The 20082-nt window shown below is 68.1% G+C and carries 12 protein-coding genes, 1 tRNA gene and 1 pseudogene; 4 read left to right on the top strand and 10 right to left on the bottom strand.

Features of this window, described 5'->3' with window-relative positions; all coding sequences use genetic code 11:
* Nucleotides 1-56: 56 nt before the first annotated feature.
* The 7 genes from N5096_RS12050 to N5096_RS12020 form a co-directional block, all read right to left on the bottom strand.
* Nucleotides 57-1580 carry a surface glycoprotein gene (locus tag N5096_RS12050; protein ID WP_267665017.1) on the bottom strand — a complete coding sequence of 508 codons (1524 nt, stop codon included), beginning with the start codon at nucleotides 1578-1580 and terminating at the stop codon, nucleotides 57-59.
* Nucleotides 1581-2014: 434 nt separating this feature from the next.
* Entirely contained in the window at nucleotides 2015-2599 is a 585-nt protein-coding gene (locus N5096_RS12045) for a hypothetical protein (RefSeq protein WP_267665015.1), read from the bottom strand.
* Nucleotides 2600-2651: 52 nt separating this feature from the next.
* Nucleotides 2652-3854, bottom strand: coding sequence for a hypothetical protein (locus N5096_RS12040; protein WP_267665014.1), 1203 nt, complete (start codon nucleotides 3852-3854; stop codon nucleotides 2652-2654).
* A 148-nt stretch (nucleotides 3855-4002) separates the two neighbouring features.
* The gene (locus N5096_RS12035) at nucleotides 4003-5421 is read right to left on the bottom strand and encodes a tubulin/FtsZ family protein (RefSeq protein WP_267665013.1); all 1419 of its coding nucleotides are present in this window, start codon (nucleotides 5419-5421) and stop codon (nucleotides 4003-4005) included.
* A 64-nt stretch (nucleotides 5422-5485) separates the two neighbouring features.
* Nucleotides 5486-6658 (bottom strand): tubulin/FtsZ family protein, encoded by a 1173-nt coding sequence (locus tag N5096_RS12030; protein WP_267665012.1) that lies wholly within the window; start codon nucleotides 6656-6658, stop codon nucleotides 5486-5488.
* 413 nt (nucleotides 6659-7071) lie between these two features.
* On the bottom strand, nucleotides 7072-8511 hold the full coding sequence (locus N5096_RS12025; RefSeq protein WP_267665010.1) for a hypothetical protein: 1440 nt from the start codon (nucleotides 8509-8511) through the stop codon (nucleotides 7072-7074).
* A 496-nt stretch (nucleotides 8512-9007) separates the two neighbouring features.
* A tRNA-Met gene (locus N5096_RS12020) sits at nucleotides 9008-9161 on the bottom strand.
* Nucleotides 9162-9314: 153 nt separating this feature from the next.
* Between N5096_RS12020 and N5096_RS12015 the strand changes: the two genes are divergently transcribed.
* Both N5096_RS12015 and N5096_RS12010 read left to right on the top strand, forming a co-directional pair.
* Nucleotides 9315-10607, top strand: coding sequence for a DUF7115 domain-containing protein (locus tag N5096_RS12015; RefSeq protein WP_267665008.1), 1293 nt, complete (start codon nucleotides 9315-9317; stop codon nucleotides 10605-10607).
* A gap of 88 nt (nucleotides 10608-10695) precedes the next feature.
* Nucleotides 10696-11919: a mechanosensitive ion channel family protein gene (locus N5096_RS12010; RefSeq protein WP_267665006.1), complete on the top strand. Its 1224-nt coding sequence runs from the start codon at nucleotides 10696-10698 to the stop codon at nucleotides 11917-11919.
* A gap of 66 nt (nucleotides 11920-11985) precedes the next feature.
* Here N5096_RS12010 and N5096_RS12005 read toward each other — a convergent pair whose 3' ends face one another.
* Nucleotides 11986-12504: a hypothetical protein gene (locus N5096_RS12005; RefSeq protein WP_267665004.1), complete on the bottom strand. Its 519-nt coding sequence runs from the start codon at nucleotides 12502-12504 to the stop codon at nucleotides 11986-11988.
* Nucleotides 12505-12680: 176 nt separating this feature from the next.
* Here N5096_RS12005 and N5096_RS12000 point away from each other — a divergent pair, with 176 nt between their 5' ends.
* Entirely contained in the window at nucleotides 12681-14948 is a 2268-nt protein-coding gene (locus N5096_RS12000) for a sensor histidine kinase (RefSeq protein WP_267665002.1), read from the top strand.
* 66 nt (nucleotides 14949-15014) lie between these two features.
* Here N5096_RS12000 and mutL read toward each other — a convergent pair whose 3' ends face one another.
* Together mutL and mutS are read right to left on the bottom strand one after the other, a co-directional pair.
* Complete coding sequence (gene mutL / locus N5096_RS11995) at nucleotides 15015-16793, bottom strand: DNA mismatch repair endonuclease MutL (protein WP_267665000.1); 1779 nt, start codon at nucleotides 16791-16793, stop codon at nucleotides 15015-15017.
* Entirely contained in the window at nucleotides 16783-19689 is a 2907-nt protein-coding gene (gene mutS / locus N5096_RS11990; RefSeq protein ID WP_267664998.1) for a DNA mismatch repair protein MutS, read from the bottom strand. Before mutS ends, mutL begins: the two co-directional genes overlap by 11 nt.
* Nucleotides 19690-19782: 93 nt before the next feature.
* Between mutS and N5096_RS11985 the strand changes: the two are divergent.
* Nucleotides 19783-20082, top strand: a pseudogene (locus tag N5096_RS11985) (molecular chaperone DnaJ); the annotation flags it as partial.

Below are 20082 nucleotides of genomic sequence, written 5' to 3'. Positions count from 1 at the left end.
CGGTGCCCTTGTCCTCTTCGACTCCACAGCGACAGCTCAACAGTATCAACAATCTCCTACAGAAGAGCGTCCAGGGTTAAGTCACCCTCAGTGACTTCGAAGGAGACATCGTCCGATGACGAAGTCCCTGCGCTGATGCTCTGCGCTTGCACACCACTGCCGTACACTTCGAGATCGATGCTGCTGGAATCGAGGTTGGTGGTGCGAAGGGTACCAACGCCCGACGAGCCGTCCATCTCGACCGTAGCGACGGCGGCTTCGATGTCGTCGCCACCACTACCATCGGCGAAGTAACTCGCGTCAGTGTTGAAGTCAGTGCCGTTCGTGTAGCCAACCTGCACCGTGTCTCCGGTGTTACGGAAGATGACCGGGTCGTTGTCGGCGTCGAACGAGTCGCGGAAGCTGCTCCGTTCGATGGTAACGTTGTGCGTCTCAGCAGAGGTTCCACCGCTAACCGTGTACTCATTGTTCGTGCCACGGGGGACACTGTCTTCGCTGACATCAACGGCCAGGTTAGTCGAAGAGGACACCTCGACGGTGCGCTCTGTGACAACCTGATCGGTATCGAGGTCATCATCACCCTCGTAGATGATGGTGTACTCACCGGCGCCCTCGTCACGGAGGTCAACGTCGACGTAGTTGCCCGAGGAGTCGATCACGGAACCACTAGTCACCGCGTCGGTGATGTCCGTGCCACTCGGGTCCTCGACAGTGATCGAAAGCGGCTCAGCGTTCTCGAAGTTAAACTCTGCGTACACGTCGAGGTCCGCGTCATTCGAGGCGACCGAACTCCCAGCAACGTCCTCATCAGTAGTGTTGAGGCGGAGCTCAGCGGTACTGACGCGCGGGGCCGTGACGGTAATTCCCGGGTTACTTGCGGATCGGGAATTTCCGTCGACGGTGTACGTACCGCGCGGGTCATCTGTGCCGATAATGTCGTCGACGACCTGGCCTTGAGCATCGCCAGAGACACCAGTCAACTGGGTCTCGCCTGCCAGACTTCCGACGAAGTTCACTTCCTCACCCTGGTAGACCGTCGCACCGTTACTGACGTTCTTTGTCGCAGCACTAGCACCAGGACGGTAGTCAATAACAGTTACGACAGGGAGGTTCGCAGTTTCACTCGGACCAGACCCATCGTTGTTATATGTGACGGTTCCGGCCTCGGTGCCGACAGGAGCGCTGCTCCAGTCGACTGTGATTGTACCAGAAATGGTCGTGTCGACATTGGAACTGGCACTAGAAGCATCGACTTGGATGACTGATCCATCAAACGATGCATCAACGCTAGCGTCATCAGCACTAGCTGTGGCACCAGTCACAGTTCCATTACCAACATTGAACGAGATCGTGTCGTTCGTTGAATTGTCAGTAATGTTAGTAACATCAATTGAGTAGTCGTGAGTCAGTTCCTCCTGTGTAACTTCGTTCGGGGTCAGTTCCGTCGGGTCAACGTCACCGGTACCCACTGTTGCCGCTGCGGGTGCAGCAGCGAAGCCAACAGCGGCCATGGAAATTACCATGATGACGCTGAAGAAGACCGCATTGGCCTTCTTACGTGTGTTATTGTCGTTTGTCATTGTTTGTTGTCTTATCTGCATCCGAGTGCGCCAGCAGCTTTGTCCTTGACACCGCCGTCTCGTATCGCAGTCGCGTCGTGAGACGGGTGAAGTGTGTCATAGATTACTTACGTACTGTCGCGTTCGGGGATAGGGGCATCAAGACAATGTGACGGTTGTTATAAATACTTTGTGTGTGTTCCAGAGTGTGTCAACCGGTCACATTCGGCGCGAGAGGCGGTGAGACCGGAATATTGGATCTCGCGGGTGTCGGCGTCTTAGAGCCACGTATTGAGGCGGTCGAACGCGCGCAAAAAGAGCCATACTCACGGAGATGGATCGGTAGTGCTGACCCCTATTTAAATAGCGCAATCACCAGAGTAACGGTCGTTAGCGTTCAGGACCGAGCAAATCGGTCAAGCGAGCTCGGTCAAGATCTCACACAGAGCAGCGAGTCACAGCGGTTCGGCGCGGCGAACCACCACTTCGAAGTCGAACTCGTCGGGGTCCGTCGAGTCGTTCGCGTCGGCGTCAGCGTCGTACTGGATCACCACGTCTTCGATGGTCCGCGTGCCGGACCCGAACTCCTCGAACGTCCGCTCGGTGTACTCGCGGCCGACCGCCGACCGCTCGTCGACTCGCGGCGGGTGATAGGTCCGGTCGTCGTCCGGCGGTTCGTAGTAGGCGTCGACCCGGAGCTCGAGCGTCCCGTACGTCGCGCCGCCGGGGTTCCTCACGACGACGTCGACGACGATCTGCGACAGGAGGTCCGATTCGACGAGACGGACGACGTCCACGCGCTCGATCTCGATTCCGGCGGGGAGTCGCTCGGTTTCGGACGCGTTCCCCGTCGCTTCGGTCTCGTTCGTCGTGCCGGCCTGGGTCGGGTCGTCGCCGGCGGCGTCGCCGTCGCCGCTCGTGTCGGCGACCGTCGCGTCGGCGGGCTCGGGGCCCTCGTCCGACTCCGCGACGAGGCAGCCGGCGAGCGCGACGGGGACGGCTCCGGCGAGGAACCGCCGTCGCGAGTGCGGGCCGGTCATACCGGGTAGTGGACCGGGACCGGGTTAAATCCCGAGTGCGTCCCGCATCCCCTCATCCTGTCACCCACGCGTCCGCGAGCCGCCCCTGCCACCGGGGACGCTCCTCCCACGCGTCGCCGGAGAACCCCGTCGCGAGGAGGAACTCGCCGGCCTGCAGGAGGTAGCCGTACTGGACGCCGGGGAACCGGTCGAGGTCGGTCCGGTCGCTCCGCGCCTCGCGGTGGTAGTACCGGTGCCACCGCGCCGCGTCGTCGGCCGCCTCCGTGACCGGCAAGAGCGGTTCGCGGCCGTCGGTCTCGCCGGCCTCGAGGACGGCCGTCAGCGCGTCGCCCGCGGCCTCGACGTCCGCGTACTGTTGGACGTAGACGGGGACCACATCGAGATCGCCCGGCGACCCCCTAAACGCGTCGGCGGCCTGGTCGGTGGCCGGCGGGCGGGGCGCAAACGTGTAGAACGCCTCGCGGACGCGACGAACGGACTGCGCGACCGGCCCGAGGCGCGTCCGGAGTTCGTCTCGCCGAGACTGCACGAGCGGTTCCTCGGTGAACTCCGGCCGGAAGCCCTCCTCGTCGGCGTACGGCCGGTGTGCGACCGTCGCGAATCGACGGAACGGCGTCGCGAGCTCGACGAACACCTCGTCCGCGTTACCGGGGACGAGACGGTCGAGCAGCCGGTTGTAGACCGGGTCCCGCGAGTATGTTCCGCTGATGTACAGCGGCGTGCGGATTTGCGAGAACGTCCGGGATAACCGATCGAGCTCCTCGACGAACCGGTCGGCGTCGTTTCGCCGGGCGGCCCGCGATAACGCCGGAAGGTGGTTTTCGACGCGCGATCGGATGAGTTGGCGGGGGAAGAAGTGCGGCTCGAGCGCGTCCGCGGCCCGTTCGGCCGCCCCGTACCCGACCGTCTCGAGATCGTCGACCATCCCGACGACCGGATCGGTCGGTTTGCGGATCTGCTCGCGAGTTGATGCGACCGCCGCGATGACGTCGCCGGTCGCCTCGCGGTAGGCGTCGATCGCGGCGCGATACGAGGCCGCAAACCAGAACGTGTCGTCGATAACCCCCCTAGTCGCGTCCGCGAGTTCGGGGTGCGGGACGGACGGACCGTCGTCCTCGTCGTCGCCGTCGGATCCGCCCGGTTGGGTAGTGTCAGGCGGTTCGTCGGGATATCTGACGCCCTCGGCGCCGAGACAGCCGCTGAATCCGGCAGCGGCGGCTCCCGTGAGGAGCAAGTCTCGGCGTGTCCGTTGCATAAGTGAGCGTTTTGCAGCCAAGGATTTAAATTAGTCTCCTCAGGGGCGAATCGGACGGCGGTGGGAGCCACCGAGACGAAGATTCACCGAGGCGAGTGGCGATGGTACCGGAGCGAACGTCGAGCAGGCGGTCAGCATCTGCGCCGCGTCACTCTCCGAGGTCGCGTCCCGTATCGCCGAAATCGAACCCGTGACTGGCGGCATCGTCGTCCGGATTCGACCGATCGAATCGTTCGTCGGTGGATTTCGTCGCAGCGGGGCGTTCGGTGTCGGTAGCAGATGTGGCCTTATCGTTCGGATCGCCGTCGGTTTGGATGGCGACCGCTCGACGCTGCAGTCGCTCGATCCGTGGGACCGTCGTCACGTTCGAGAGCACCACCGTCGCCGTGAGCTCCGGGGCGCCCGGAATTGGCTCGTCGCCGGCGAGGACTTCGACCGTCTCGGTCTCTTCCTCGAGGAGATATCGGCCGGTCTCGAATCCCTTTCGCGAGATCGTGTCGGGCGGACCGGTGAGAATTACGAACACGCGATCCGCCGAGGTGATATCACAGGGGAGCGTCAGTTTCGACTGAAGCGCTCGACTGATGAGGTGTTTCACCATCGACGCGTCGACGGCGGTGCTGTCAGTCTCCGGAGACCGGCCAATCAGTCGAAGGATCCGGGCGATGAGCCCGCGGCTCTCGGGTTCGACGCGAACGGTCTCCCGGCCGATCGTCGCGACGCCGCCGACGTCGAGCGTTCGCTGGATGTCCGCGGAGTCGACGCGCATCTCGGAGACCGATCCGCAGTCGCGCTCCCCCGCTCCGAAGACGCTCAACAGTCGCTCCACGGTCATCGCGTTGATCGGCTCGTAGCGGTCGACGACACGGTCCGCGTCGGAGCACCACGCTTCGTTGTCGACGAGAAACATCGAGTCCGCGAGCGGTACGAACGTCCGAACGCCGCGGGCCGCGGTCAGCGTTCGACGGTCGGGCTCCGCCGTCGCGGGAAGAACGCCGAGCGCGTACACCGACGTCTCGTAGATCGATTGGAGCTCCTCAAGCAGAACGCTACCGACACCACAGCCGGTTCCGCCGCCCAATCCGGCTACGAGCATCGTGGCCGCGACGTCCGTCTCCTCGATGGGGTCAAGCGCCCGGCGGATCTCCGGGCGGTCGGCCTGAGCGACCCGTGCACCCAGTTCCGGGTCGCCGCCGACGCCGTAGTTGGTGATCGCGTCCGTGAGTCCGTCCGAGTCCCCGTCGGTGACGGGGGCGCCCTCCGGTGCGGTCTCGGTTGCCGATCCCTCACCCGCTTCGGTCGGTTCCGCGCGAGAGTGGCGGGACCTTTCGCCGGCAGCCGCGTTACCCTCTCCCGCCCCGCGTCGAGTGACGTCAGGATGCGCGTCACCGAGGACGACTTGCCGGTCGGCGGAGAGCGCTGTCGTCCGGTCGAACGCTCGCGGGTCGGTGGTAAACGCTAACACGTTGCCGTTCGTCACCGATCGACCCGTGTCCCGTTCGGCGCGAACGAATCGATCGACGATCCGGGTCCCGGCGCCGCCAACACCGATGAGCGCAAGCTTCATTTATCAACCATCGGCCTCGATCCGGCCTCGAGTGCGAGGGGCGGGTAGTCGTTCGGACATCCGATCAGACGATTGGGTCCAAGTCGTTGTCGTCGTCAGTAATCAACGACTGTATCTCCTCCTCGCGGACGGCGTCTTGCTCTTGGATCTTGTTTTGTGCGTCGACCGCTTGGTTCTGAATCTCGTCGATCCGTGGCGTGTCGGTGACGTTCGAGAGAAGGACGACGGCCGCGAGATTCGAGGAGTCGGGTCGGGGGTCGTCGCCGGCGAGCACGTCGACGGTGTCGGCCTCCTGTTCGAGCCACTCTCGGGCGGACTCGACGCCTTTCCGCGAGATGACATCGGGCGGGCCGGCGAAGACGATAAGCGCACGGTCGGCGCTCGACACGTCGCACGGGACGGTCAATCGGGAGTTCGTCGCCCGACGGACTAATCCCTTGATCTTTGCGGCGTCGGTGGACTCGCTTTCCGACTCCTCGGCGTCGTTGAATTTCGCCAACAGTCCCTGCTTCTCGACGTCGACCTCGGTGGATGCGTAGCCGATCGAGGAGACCCCCCCGACTTCCAGGGTCCGCATAATGTCACTGGAGTCCATGGCGTTCTCGCCGACCTCGGACTCGTCAACCTCGCCGGCCGCGAGCAGCGTGACGATCCGCGTCGCCAGCTCCTCGTTCATCTCCTCGTATCCCTGTTCGATGGTCTGCCCGCGGGACCGCCACGCGTCGTTGTCGAACGCGATGAAGTTATCCACCTTGTTGACGAACGACTGCAGCGAGCGGGCGGCGTTGAGCGCCGGTCGGCCGCCCTCGTAGGTTCCGGGCAGTATCCCGAGTCCGTAGATCGGTTCCTCGTACATCTTCTGCAGTTCGTCGATGACGACGGGTGCAGCGCCGCTACCGGTGCCCCCGCCGAGACCGGCCGCGACGAGGACCGCGTCGACCTCGTGAATCTCGACGTCGTCGAAGACGCGGCGGATCTCGTCGATGTCGGTTTTCGCGACTTCCGCGCCGATCTCGGCGTCGCCGCCGACGCCGTGACCGCGGGCCTTCCGGTGAGTGTCGCCGATCAGGACGCGACGGTCCCCGTCGATGTTCCGAGGCTTCGCGAGATCCGTTCGCGCCGTGTTGATCACGAGCGCGTGCCGACAGAGATTTCGACCGGTTTCGAACTCGAATTCGATCATCTGGTCGATGAGTTTGCTCCCGGCGTTACCCACGCCGATAGTCGCGAGTTTCATCGCGCGTCCCCCGCGCAGTTGGGGTTACGTCGCGACGACCGCAGTTGTCCGCTGAAGGGTCCAGCCTGGACAGATCTCCGTCCGATCATAGATTATTGACTCACTCGAACTCAACGCATATTAACCTACGTCAGACACGCGCGACTACGAGACGAAGATAGGGATGCTTCGGTAAGCGCTAAGATAAGAATCGAGCCGTTTTTGAGCCGTTTCTGCCCGTGATCAGCAAAACCAGGATTTTTAAAACGAATTGATATCGGACGCCGGAGCGAAGGTTCCACCGCCGCCGTCAGTTTCGTATTCAATTACCCGCCCTACGCGATCGCGAACCGTCTCCGTGGTGCCGGAGAAAGCCGGCGACGAACGGTTCTGGGCGCTCGCGTCCCCGTTGGTCGGCATCTCCGGACGCTGCGTCACACCCACTGTCCGAGAAGGTATACCGCGCCGACGGTGACGACCCCGCCGAAGGCCTCGCGCGTTCGAATCGGCAGGAAGGTCGGGGACGTCTCTTTACCTGTGTCATCGGGCACGTTATTCCCCGTGGGTTCAGAACTATCGGTAGTCCCGCTAGCGTTTTTTACATCGGTCTCATCTCCGGTTTCGTCCACCGTGCGGTCGCTTCTGTTTGCCGCTCTCGTCTCAGTCGTATTCCCGTCCGAAGGCTCGCTGACCGAAGGCGTAATCGACTGGGTGTATTGCGTATTACCGTACGTGACGAGGAGGTTGGCGACCGTCTCGCCCGGGACGGCCTCAAGGCTCTCGTTGAACTCGACAGCGGTCGTCGTTACGTCTGCCCCGTATATGCGGGCGATATCAAGCCGCTCACCCGATTTCGTATTAATCGTCTCGAGAGTCACGCGATCGATTTTCGCCTCGGAGACGTTGCCAGCGATGTGGACCGTTCCCGCCGTGGCGTTGGTCCTGTTTTCCGTGATACGGACCTTCGGATCCGGATTATACTCAACTGTGAACGTCCGTTCGCGGACGTTGCCCGTGGAGTCCTCGGCGACAAGCCGGAATTCGTTGTCGTCGTTACTGGAATAGAGCGTTATCGTCTCGTCAAACTGGTGGCTGAGCCGCTCAGGGTCCGGCTCGGGATTGGTGCCGCCGAGGATCACCTGTGACGCGTTGTTACTCGTACGGTTGATCGCCACCCGGTGAAGCTTCGTTTCATCGCGGACCGTTCCGCGGATGCGCACCGACTTGGTGTAGCTCGTATTCGGCGCATCGAGACTGATTACTGGGTTGGTCGCATCGTTGACGACCAGCGTGAACGTGTCTTCGTTCATCCGACCGTTCGAGTCGATGTATCGAGCGACGATCTCGTTCATCCCGTTGCCGAGCAGTAGGTCCTGCGAGAAGGACTCTCCAGGATCCGTGATGCGATAGATCTCGCGGTCGGTCCGATTGGTCTGGTCGCTGGTTTCGTACGTATACGTCCGCTCGATTCGGATCCGGTCGACCGTCGACACGGTGTGGAGTGACCCCGCGAGCGTCACTTGACCGCTGGATACCGTCGTTTCGTTGCTCGGACCGCCGAGGACGCTCGTGGTGAACGGCGAGGAGTACTGCACCCGCGGGGCGGCGGTGTTTTTGATTACCGTCTTTTTGAACGTGACCACGTCCTCGGCGTTCGCGATCACCTCCACCGTGTTTTCGTTCGGATCGAGGTCAAGCGAGACCGCGCGATCGAACGAGGCCGTGTCGGGGCGATACGAGTGGCGGATTTCGCCGTTGACGCGTATCTCGACCAGGTCGATCGTCGTGTTCGAGTTGACGCTGATATTCGTCGTCGGATCCGTTAGAACGACGAACTCACCGGCGTCCGTGAGCGGCTCATCGTCGATCGTCACGCCGATGGTCGTCGGTTGTGCCGTCGCGACTCCAGCCCAAACACCGGATCCGACGAGGGCGAAGCAGAGGACGAGACAGATCGCAATGCAACGCCCGGCACGAAGCGATCGGTCCGACAGTGCTATATTCGGAATCATATGGGACAAGTGTTGAATCGAGTGTTCACGGGAACCGAATCAGTCCATGTACGTGCTCTATCTACCGATACTTGACTGTGATGAGCCGAATATCGATCCCGATATTCGTAGCCGCGCCGATTCCGAGTTGTGGGTCGCCTCAAACGTCCGCCGGTTGGTCTCGGACGGGAACGAGTCCCGACGGGTCCGTAAGGCCTGTCGCGAGCGATCAGCGGTCCGGCGGTGCCCTGAGTGGGTCACGGGGTGATATGAGTGCCGCTACCGAGAGTTGCCGGTGAGACGTCAGAAATACCACACGAATGCGTTGCGGCACGGACTGCAGAGCGTCGCGGCTCGCAGTTCGACGGAACCGAGAGAATGGCCGGGGTGGGCTCCGAACCCACGATCTCCGCATGTCCCAGGTCCGAGGCTCGGCGGAGCCACGGGAAGGACGCGGACGCTTCCAAGGCGTCACCGCACCGAATCTCCGAACCCTATGAGTGCGGCGCTATGTCCAGCTAAGCCACCCGGCCTCACCTTCACGTACCGCGATGAAACCCTTTAAGCTTCCCATCCGTCGGACGGGTGTGACTCGGTGACAGAGCCGTCCGAACCGACTGACCCGAGAACCGAATCCGAGAACCGGACCCCGCGGATTTATGCGGGACGGGGCGAATCCCCGGGATATGACCCTTCCCGACCTGCTCGCGGAGGCCGTCGGCGACGAGGACGTCGTCGCCGAGGTCTCGCTCGGGGGAGGCGACCGGCTCGCGGTCACGCCGACGCGGACGCTCGTCTACCGCGGCGACGGCCTGCTGTCGGACGAGTCGGTCGCGGAGTACTCCCACGACGTCGAGCGCATCGCGGTCTCGACGGGCCGCCGCAAGGCGAAGCTCACCCTCGGCTACGGGCTCGACGGCGACGAGACCCTCTCGCTGCCGGCGGACCGCGCCGACGACGCCCTCCACCCGATCCTCGCCGGCGTCCTCGCCGCGACCGGCGTCACCGACCCCGGCGAGTCCGTCCTCCGCACCTTCCGCTTCTCCGAGCTCACCCTCGTCGTCACCAGCGACCGACTCGTCAAACACGTCGGCTCCGGCGTCTGGGACGACGAGTTCGAGGAGTTCCCCTACGCCGACCTCAGCGACCTCGACTTCGAGGAGGGGACGGTCGCGACCGCGGTCGTCCTCGCGCACGGCGGCCGCTCCGAGCGATTCAAGGCCCCCAACGAGTCCGCCCGCGCGCTCCGCGAGACCCTCGTCGACGCCGTCTGCGACTACCACGACGTCGGGAGCGTGGAGGAGTTCCGCGTGGCCGTCGCCGACGACGAGGACGGGGACGACCCCGCGGCCGGGACCGGCGCCGACGGGGCCACGGACTTCGGCGAGGGGCCCGACCCCCTCTCGGCCTCGCCCGTCGCGGACGCGGAGGCGGACGCCGAGAGCGAGGCGGGCGCCCCCGACAGCGCGGCGAGTGCGGCGGAGGACCCCCGTTCGACGGACGTCTACGACGCCGACTCGGCCGCCTCGGGCGGACTCAACGACGATCCCGCGACCGCGGGAGAGGGAGGCGAGACCCGCGACCGCGCCGACGGCGCCGACGCCGGCGTCGACTCGGTGAGCGAGAGCGCTGCTGACGCCGCGAGCGACGCGGCCGGCGGTTCGGTCGGGGACGACCCGCTGGCCGAGACCGCCGCGGAGGAGCCGGCGGTCGACGTCGATTCGACGGCGGGGACCGACCCCGCGGGCGACGCCGGCGGGGACCCCCCCGCGGAGGGAGCCGGGTCGGCCGAGGGGACGGCACCCCCGGCGGACGACGGCTTCGACGGCTCGCCGTTCGAGAGCGCGGGCGTCGAGGGCGAGGACCTCGCGACTGAGGTGGCCGAGCTGCGCCGCGTCGTCGAGGGGCAGTCAGAGCGCCTGGACAGACAGTCGGAGCTCATCGAGCGGCTGATCGAGGAGCTCCGGCGCGGGCGCTGAGACCGGCGGGACGGCCGCCCCGCGTCCGGTTCTCCGAAGCGATAGCCGCGGGGAGTCATTTATAAACGAGCCGACGAACTCGCAGAGAGTGACCACGCAACTCGGCTCCCGGATCGACGCGACGCTGGGCGGCGTCGCGACCGCTGAGGCCCGCCTCGCCGTGACGGTCGGCATCCTCCTCCTGACGGCGTTGATCGGCTGGCTGCTGCTCCCGCGGGCCGTCCGCGCGGGCGAGCGCGTGACCGCGGACTGGATCGAGCGCTTCCTCGACGGCCGCGGCGAGTCCTCGATCGAGACGCTCCGCGAGGCGGTGCCGGTCTCGTTCGGCCTGCGGCTGCTCGTCGGCCTGCTCCAGCTCGCGCTGTTCGCGCTCGCCGCCGTGGCCGTGCTGACGCTGTGGGGACGGTTCTCCGTCGTCGTCGCGGCCCTCCCGGTCGCGGAGAACGCCGCGACGATCGCCGGGCGGGCCCTCCTCTCGGCGCTGCTGCTCGGCGGCGCCTACGTCGCGAGCGACGTCTTAGAGGAGTACGTCGCCGACCTCTCCGACGACAGCGACCGCATCACGGCCCACCAAGAGCAGCTGCTCTCCCGGATCATGCAGGTGGGGCTGCTCGTGATCGCGGGCGTCACGGTCCTCGGGATCTGGGGCGTGAACCTCGGGGGGCTCCTCGTCGGCGCGGGGTTCCTCGGGATCGTGCTCGGGATGGCGGCCAGGCAGACGCTGGGGTCGCTCATCGCCGGCTTCGTGCTGATGTTCGCGCGCCCGTTCGAGATCGGCGACTGGGTCGAGATCGGCGACGAGGAGGGGTTCGTCACCGAGATCACCATCATGAACACCCACATGCGGAACTTCGACGGCGAGTACGTCGTCGTCCCGAACGATCTGGTCACCAACCAGGCGATCACGAATCGGAGTCGCGAGGGGCGGCTCCGCATCCACATGGAGGTCGGCATCGGCTACGACGACGACCCCGACATCGCCAGCGACATCGCGGAGGACGTGCTGAACGAGATCGACACGATCGCCAACAACCCGAAGCCGTACGTGATCCCCTCCGGCTTCGGCGACTCCGCGATCCTGCTCGACCTCCGCTTCTGGATCGACCCGCCGACGCCGCAGGCGCGCTGGCGCTCGAGGGCGACCGCCGTCGAGCGGATCCAGAACCGGTTCGCCGACGCCGGGATCTCCATTCCGTACCCGCAACGGACCGTCTCGTCCCCGCCGGAGACCGCAGAGGCGGACGAGACCGTCGAGCGCGTCGAGCGCTTCGGCGACGACGGCGACGGGCGCGCGAGCGACCGGCCGGCCTGAGAGCGGCCGCTCCGCGGCGACTCCACTGAGCGGATCAGAGCAACGGACCCGCGGCCCTTCCCGTCGTCACAGCTCCGCCGAGTCGGTGTAGCCGCTCGGCAGCTCCGTCCCCCGCCCCGCGAACAGCCGCTCGAACCGACCGATCCGGTCGAGGACGTAGCCGAGCGCCGCGGCGAGCGAGTCAGCGCCGATGGACAGCAGGTGGCGGACGCCCCGCTTGCGGTCGGTGTGGTAGAAGCTGATCTCCCCCTCCGGCCGGGTGTTCCGCTCCGGCATCACCACCAGCTCCTGTCTGGTGGGGGTGTGCCGGAAGACGAGCACGTCGGTGAGCGTGTCGCTGCCGTAGGTGACCACGTCGTGTCCGACCTCCCACTTCGGTGGCGTCCGGTCGGCCAGCGCGTCCGCGTCGACGACGTTCCGCATCGTCGTCGCCGTCGAGACGTCTTCCAACCCCGATCCCCGTCGCCCCCGCAGCCAGTCGAGCAGGCGCTCGACGAGGTCGCGGAGGCCGTCCGGCGCCGCGAACCGACCGCCGGACCGCTCCGCCGGCAGCGATCCCCGCGTCGGCTCGATGGGGTCCTCCATACAAGTACGTTTTCCCCCGCTATGCTAATAGGTATCGGTCAGCATTTGGACCGAACGCTCACCGGACGGAGCAGACGCGGCGGGACGTGCCGTCGGCCGATCCTCGGGCCGGCTCAATTGAGATATCTGATAGCCGGAGGCGATATTTTAACCGGCTGAGTCGTCACCTCTGTGTAATGAGTGCGCGGGACGAGACGGGAGAGGAGAGTATCTATCGACGGACGCTCGACCGTGTCACCGACGCCGTCGTCGCCGTCGACACGGAGTACAGGTTCCGGTACCTCAACCGTACCGCGGCGGAACTCCTCGCGAGCGACGCCTCGGCGTTGCTCGGCGAGCTCATCTGGGACGCATTTCCCGGCGCCGAGGGGACGGTCGCACAGGACCGGATCGAGGCGGCCTTAGAGACACAGCGCGAGACCGGCTACGAGCGCTACAACGACTCGCTCGACCGCTGGTTCGAAGTCCGGGTCTTCCCCGACGAAGAGGGGCTTTCGATCCTGTTTACCGACGTAACCGAGCGGCGGGAACGCGAGGAGCGGCTGAAGCGGTACGAGTGGATGGTCGAGAATCTCCCAGTAGCCGTCGCACAGAGCGAGCCGAGCCTCGACGGAGAGCTGGTCTACGTCAACGACGGACTGGTTGAGATGTTCGACATGGAGACGAAGGAGGCGGCCGAGCGGTACTCGGTCGCCGACCTCCACGTCGATCCGGCGGCGTCCGAGCGGCTCGGGGAACGGCTCCGGGCGACCGGAGAGGTCGAGGACCGCGAGATCGAGCTCGCGACGGCCGACGGCGAGCGGTTCTGGGGGTCGGTGACCGCGACCGTCGACGCGGTCAACGGGGACGAGTACGTCACCGGCGTCGTCCAGGACATCTCCGAGCGGAAGGAGTACGAACGGAAGCTCGAAGACCTCCACGACGCGACACGCGAGATGGTCGCGGCCGCGACGCCCGAGGCCGTGGCGGACATCGTCACGGACACCTCGGTCCGGTCGCTCGGGTATCGGATGAGCGGGGTTCACCGGTACGAGGAGTCGGTCGACGGCCTCGCTCCGGAGAGCGTCTCCGAGGCGAGTCAGGCGCTCGTGGGCGAGGTCCCGACGCTGAACGAGGGGATCGCCTGGGACGCGTTCCGCGCCGGCGAGATGCGCGTGTACAACGACATCCGGGAGGCCGACCAGGTGTTCAACGACGAGACCGGGTTCCAGAGCGAGATAGCCGTCCCGATCGGCGACTACGGCGTGTTCATCGCCTCGGCCGAGCGGACGGACGCGTTCCCCGAGAACGACGTGGCCCTGATCAACGTGTTGATCAACAACGCGACCACGGTGATACGACAGATCCGGACCGAGCAAACCCTCCGCGAGCGCGAGCGAGAGCTGACTCGGAACAGGGACTTCCTCGAACAGACGGCTCGCGTGGCGAAGTTGGGGGGCTGGGAGGTCGACCTGCGCACGGATACCGTCGACTGGACCGAGCAGGTGTACGACATCCACGGCGTCCCCGTGGGCCAGACGCCGTCGGTCGCCGAGGCGATCGACGCGTACCATCCGAAGGACAAATCCGCCATGAGGGAGGCTTGGGAGCGGCTGGTCGCGGACGGCGAACCGTACGACCTGGAGCTTCGGATCATCACCCAGAGTAACGACGTCAGGTGGGTCAGGACGGTCGGGATCCCGGAGCATGACGACGACGGCGACGAGGTGGTGGCTGCGCGGGGCATCTTCCAGGACATCACCGAGAACAAGCGGCGCGAACGCGAGCTCGAACAGCAGAACGAGCGGCTCGACGAGTTCGCGAGCGTGATCTCACACGACCTCCAGAACCCGCTCAACGTCGCGCAGGGACGGACGGAGCTCCTCCGGCAGGCCGATGACGGGACGCTCACCAATCACCTGACACCGCTCGCCGACTCGCTGGATCGCATGGAGACGATAATCAACGACACCCTCACGCTCGCACGCAAGGGGCGGACCGTCGGAGAGATGAGCGAGGTCCGGGTCGCCGACCTCGCGGGGAGCTGCTGGGGCGGCGTGTCCACCGGATCGGCGGCGCTCGACGTCGTGGACGAGTTCGCCGTCCGCGGCGACCGGAGCCGGCTCAAACACGTGTTCGAGAACCTGTTCCGGAACAGCGTGGAACACGGTCGTTCCGGAGATGGCGACGGGGTCGAACGCGGCGGCGACGACGTGACAGTCCGGGTCGGCCGCGCCGACGAGGCGGCGATGTACGTCGAGGACGACGGGGCGGGCATCCCGCCGGACGAGCGCGACGCGATCTTCGAGCCGGGCTACACGACGGCAACAGACGGCACCGGATTCGGGTTGGCGATCGTCAGGCGGGTCGCGGAGGCCCACGGCTGGGAGGTGTCCGTGACCGACGCCGAGGGCGGCGGCGCGCGGTTCGAATTCGACAACGTCCGGTTCGCCGGTCGAGAGTGACTCCGCTCGGAGCCCCACGGTCACGACCCGCTCAGGGGAGCCGGCGGCGCCCTCCGTCGGCCGCCCCTATCGCTCCCGCCCGAACCCGGCCGCGAACGTCGACTCGTCGACCGACAGGACCGTCGGCCGCCCGTGCGGGCAGGCGTACGGGCGGTCGCACTCGCCGAGGCGGTCCAACAGCGAGCGCTGCTCCTCGCCGGTCAGCCCGCCGACCTCGCCCCGTTGCAGCGACGGGTGACACGCGAGGTCGGCGAGCAGCGCCTCCCGGGCGTCGCGCGGCGACTCGCCGCCCGACAGCGACGCGAGGGCGTCGCGGAACGCGTCCGCGTCGGCCGTTCGCCCGAACGGCGCCGGGACCGACCGCAGCCTGACGGTCCCGCCGCCGAACGGCTCCGTCTCGAAGCCGAGCGCGGCGAGCGCGTCGGCGTGCGCCTCCGCCGCCGCGGCCTCGTCGGCCGACAGCGACGCGGTCGCCGGCGGGTCGAGCGCTGCGGTCGGCACCGGCTCACCCTCGAACGCCCGCGCGAGCCGCCCGTAGTTCACGCGCTCGTGGGCGGCGTGGCCGTCGACGACGAGCAGCTCGTCGCCCGCCTCGACGAGGAGGTAGCAGTCGCGGAAGACGCCGATCGGTTCAGCGTCCGCGAAGGTCCCGGGACGCTCGCCCTCGCCGTCGCCGACCGGGTCGAGCGCCGACTCGATCCCGGTGTCGACGTCTCCTTTCCGACGGAGGTCGGCGCCCGTGAGCGCGTCGGCGACCGCCGACTCGACGGCATCAGCGACTCCCCCCGCGTCGCGCAGCCCGACCTCCCGCTTCGCCGGGTGGACGTTCGGGTCGACGCGGGCGGGGGGCACCGCGACGTCGACGGCCGCCACCGGCTCGCGACCGTCCGGGAGCAGGCGACCGTACCCGGCGCGGACCGCGGCCGCGAGTCCGTCGTTCCGCACGGGTCGGCCGTTCACCGAGACCCGGACGTGGTCGCGCGAGGCCCGCGTCACCGAGGGGTACGCGAGCGCGCCGGCGACTTCGATCGACAGTGTCTCCGGGTCGGCCCCGCCGCCCGCCTCGACCTCGACGCTCGCCGCGAGCTCGGTCGACCGGCTCGCCGTCTCGCGGTCGTAGACCCCGAACAGCGCGTCCGTGGCGCCGGTCCCGGGCGTCGACAGCGTGGTCGACCCGTCGTGGGCCAGCGTGAACGCGACCTCGGGAGCCGCGAGCGCGTAGTCGGCGACCAGCGCGGAGACCCGCGCGAACTCGGCGGCCGGCCCCGCGAGCGACTCCCGGCGTGCCGGGCGGGTCGCGAACAGGTCCTCGACGACGACCGTGGTGCCGCGCGCGCGACCGACGTCGGAGACGGTCGGGTCGGCGGACGCGTTCCCGCCGGTCGACGGCTCGCCCGCCGTCCCGTCGACGACCACTCGCGTCCCCACGGCGTCGCCGTCGCTCGTCGTCAGGTCGAGCCGCGCGGCGTCGGCGATCGCGGCCAACGCCTCGCCGCGGAATCCGAGGGAGTCGACGCCGACCGGGTCGCCGTCGGGCGCGAGCTTGCTCGTCGCGTGGCGCTCGACCGCGCGGCGGGCGTCCGCGCGCGACATCCCCCATCCGTCGTCGGCGACCCGGATCCGGTCGGTGCCGTCGCCGTCGACCCCGACCTCGACCGACGAGGCGCCGGCGTCGAGCGCGTTGTCGATCAGCTCGCCGACGACCCGCGCCGGGCGGGTGACCACCTCGCCGGCGGCGATCCGGTCGACCGTGGCGGGGTCGAGCCGGCGGACGGGGGCCGGCCCCTCGGCCGCTTCCGTCGCCTCGTCCGCCCGACCCCCGCCGGCGCGCTCCTCACCCGCCATCGTCGAGCCTCGACTGGAGGTCGTGGAGGGCGTTCAGCGCCTCGATCGGCGTCATCCGGGCGAGGTCGAGGTCGCGGAGCTCGTTCGCGAGGTCGCTCCCGGCGCCGTCCCCGGCCGTCTCGTCGGAATTCGATCCGTCGTCCGGGGCCGGGGCGTCGCCGTCGGCGACCGCGTCGCCCCGCCCGGCGTCGTCGCCCGCACCCTCTTCGGCGAGGAACTCGCGGAGCGAGACGTCGTCCGGCTCCTCCTCCTCGCCGGGCGGCGTGTCCGAGCCCCCGGTCGACGCGTCCGGCGCGTCCGGCGTGTTCGACGCGTCCGGACCGTCGCTCCCCGTTTCGACGTCGCCGTCCGGAGACTCGTCCCCGGCGTCGCCGGCCACCAGCGACCGCGAGCGCTCGACCACGGGCCCGGGGACGCCGGCGAGCTCGGCGACCTCGACGCCGTACGACGAGGAGGAGGCGCCGGGGACGACCCGGTGGAGGAACGTCACGTCGCCGTCCTCGCGGGTGGCGGTGAAGTGGAGGTTGAAGACGCGCTCGCGCTCCTCAGCGAGGTCGGTGAGCCCGTGGTAGTGCGTGGCGAAGAGCGCGGTGGCGCCCAGCTCGTCGTGGACGAACTCGGCGGCCGCGCGGGCGATGGCGCGGCCGTCCGTGGTGGCGGTACCGCGACCGACTTCGTCGAGGAGGACGAGCGAGTCGGGCCCGGCGTCGTGGAGGATCTCCGTCAGCTCGCTCATCTCGCGCATGAACGTCGACTGGCCGCCCGCGATGTCGTCGGAGGCGCCGACGCGGGTGAACAGCCGGTCGAAGACCGGGAGCGAGGCGGCCTGCGCGGGGACGAACGACCCGGTCTGCGCGAGTACCGTCGCAAGCGCGACCGCCCGCATGTACGTCGACTTCCCGCTCATGTTCGGGCCCGTGACCACGGCGACCGAGCCGCGGGGGAGGTCGACGTCGTTCGGGACGAACGACGCCTCGGCGCGCTCGACGACCGGGTGGCGACCGCCCTCGATCTCGACTCCCGCGTCGGGGTCGTCGCGGACCTCCGGGCGGACGTAGTCGCCCGCGACGGCGACGGTCGCCAGCGAGCACAGGGCGTCGAGCTCGGCGAGCGCGTCCGCGAGCCCCTGGATCCGCTCCGTCTCGCTCGCGACGCGCTCGCGGGCGTCGGCGAACAGCTCGTACTCCATGGCGTCCGCGCGCTCGGCGGCGCCGACGATCTCCTCCTCGCGCTCCTTGAGCTCCGGCGTGTAGTAGCGCTCGCTGTTCTTCAGCGTCTGTCGCCGTCGGTAGTCGTCGGGGACGCGGTCGAGGTTGGCGTCGGTCACCTCGATGTAGTAGCCGTGGACCTGGTTGTGGCCGACCGACAGCGAGTCGATGCCGGTGCGCTCGCGCTCGCTCGCCTCCAGGTCGGCGACCCACTCGCGCCCCTCGCGCTCGGTCGCGCGGAGGTCGTCGAGGTCGTCGTCGAACCCCTCGCGGATCACGCCGCCGTCGGTGATCTCGGGCGGGGGGTTGACCGCGATCGCCTCGTCGATCAGCTCGCGGACCTCGGCCAGCTCGTCGAGGCCGTCGCGGAGGTCGCGGAGGTGGTCGGTGCGAGGGCGGTCCGCGTTGCCGGCGTCCCCGTCGCCGACGCCATCGCCTCCTGCGTCGCCCCCCGCGTTTGCCCCCGCCAGCGTCGCCTTTAGCTCCGGGACGACCGCGAGCGTCGCGTGCAGCGAGCGCAGGTCTCGGGCGTCGGCCCGGCCTCGGGAGACGCGCCCCACGAGGCGTTCGAGGTCGTAGGCGGCCGCGAGGGCGTCGGCGATCCCCTCGCGGACGAGGGTGCGATCGGCCAGCTCCCCGACCGCGTCGTGGCGGCTCCGGATCGCGTCGGCGTCGACGAGCGGGCGCCGGAGCCACCGCTCCAGACAGCGCCGGCCGAGCGCACAGCTGGTCTCGTCGAGGACGTCGAACAGGGTGTCGCTGGCGCCGAGCCCGCGGTTCTCGAACAGCTCGAGGCTGCGCTGGGCGGCGGCGTCGAGCCGGAGCCGGTCGCGAGGGTCGTACCGTCGCAGTCGCGTCACGTACGAGAGCGGGCCGTCGTCGCCCTGCGTGTACTCCGCGTACGCGAGCACGGCGCCGGCCGCCCGCAGCTCGGCGTCGGCCTCGAATCGACGGTCGGGCGCCGGGAGGTACGGCTCCAGGCGCTCGGTCGCGGCGCGCCGCTCGAAAACGTCGGGGGAATACTCGTGGACCGTCCAGCCGTTCTCGGCGTCCGCGGGCTCGAACGCGGGGGCGTCGGGTCCCGCGATCAGCTCCGCGGGGGCGATCCGGTCGAGCTCCCCGGCGACCGCGTCGCGGTCGCCCGAGGTGACGAGACACTCGCCCGTGGAGACGTCGACGGCGGCGAGGCCGACGGGGGCCTCGGGGCCGGCGTCGGCCGTTTCGCTCGCGTCCGCGCCCGCCGCCACCGCCGCCACGTAGTTGGTCGTCCCCGCCTCGAGCAGGTCGTCCTCGACGACGGTGCCGGGCGTGATCACCTCGGTGACGGCGCGGTCGACGAGCCCGGACGCCTGCTCGGCGTCCTCGACCTGGTCGCCGACGGCGACGCGGTAGCCCGCGTCGAGCAGCGACTCGAGGTACGGGGCGGCGTTGTCGATGGGGATCCCCGCCATCGGGTAGTCACCGGTCGAGTCCGACCGCTCCGTGAGCGTCACCTCGCAGACCCGCGCGACGACCTCGGCCGCCTCGCAGAACGCCTCGTAGAAGTCGCCGACCTGGAACAGGACGAGCGCGTCCCCGTGGGCGGCACAGAGGTCCGCGTACTGCGAGAGCATCGGCGTGAGCTCCTCGCGGGCGGCGGCGACGCCCGGCGGGAGCCCCGTCGCGACCTCGCGGTCCGCAGTTGGCATACCGCGAACCCGGGCGCCCGCGGGGATAAACGGTACGGAGGGTCACGGCCGCACCGCCGGGACGCTTACAACCGTGGACGCCTCAGTGGCAGTGTGACGAACCGGACGATCATCGTCGGCATGGCCGCGACGTTCATCGGGCTGACGGCCCTGCTGCTCGTCGCCGGGATCGTGGTCTCGCCGGTCCTGCTGGCCGTGGCCGTCCCCTTCGGCGTGGTCTCGTACTTCCTCTGGTACCACGCCAGCGGAAAGCTCCGCGAGCGCGTCCGACACGAGGCGACGCGGGCGGGCCCGACCGAGCGCGAGCAGGCGCGGCGCCGCGCCCGGACGGCCGAACACCGCCGCTCCGCGCGCCGGACCGCGGGCGCGACCGACGGGGGATTCGGCGGCGCG

It is taken from the genome of Halorubrum yunnanense (assembly GCF_026586675.1).
GTDB lineage: Archaea > Halobacteriota > Halobacteria > Halobacteriales > Haloferacaceae > Halorubrum > Halorubrum yunnanense.
Note: the sequence above shows the minus strand (reverse complement) of the source record. Positions and strands in the feature narration are given on the sequence as shown.

What these genes read in the sequence shown, in the direction of transcription:
- N5096_RS12050 (WP_267665017.1), bottom strand. Translation starts at nt 1,580, where the DNA reads ATGACAAACGACAATAACACACGTAAGAAGGCCAATGCGGTCTTCTTC.
- N5096_RS12045 (WP_267665015.1), bottom strand. Translation starts at nt 2,599, where the DNA reads ATGACCGGCCCGCACTCGCGACGGCGGTTCCTCGCCGGAGCCGTCCCC.
- N5096_RS12040 (WP_267665014.1), bottom strand. Translation starts at nt 3,854, where the DNA reads ATGCAACGGACACGCCGAGACTTGCTCCTCACGGGAGCCGCCGCTGCC.
- N5096_RS12035 (WP_267665013.1), bottom strand. Translation starts at nt 5,421, where the DNA reads ATGAAGCTTGCGCTCATCGGTGTTGGCGGCGCCGGGACCCGGATCGTC.
- N5096_RS12030 (WP_267665012.1), bottom strand. Translation starts at nt 6,658, where the DNA reads ATGAAACTCGCGACTATCGGCGTGGGTAACGCCGGGAGCAAACTCATC.
- N5096_RS12015 (WP_267665008.1), top strand. Translation starts at nt 9,315, where the DNA reads ATGACCCTTCCCGACCTGCTCGCGGAGGCCGTCGGCGACGAGGACGTC.
- N5096_RS12005 (WP_267665004.1), bottom strand. Translation starts at nt 12,504, where the DNA reads ATGGAGGACCCCATCGAGCCGACGCGGGGATCGCTGCCGGCGGAGCGG.
- N5096_RS12000 (WP_267665002.1), top strand. Translation starts at nt 12,681, where the DNA reads ATGAGTGCGCGGGACGAGACGGGAGAGGAGAGTATCTATCGACGGACG.
- mutL (WP_267665000.1), bottom strand. Translation starts at nt 16,793, where the DNA reads ATGGCGGGTGAGGAGCGCGCCGGCGGGGGTCGGGCGGACGAGGCGACG.
- mutS (WP_267664998.1), bottom strand. Translation starts at nt 19,689, where the DNA reads ATGCCAACTGCGGACCGCGAGGTCGCGACGGGGCTCCCGCCGGGCGTC.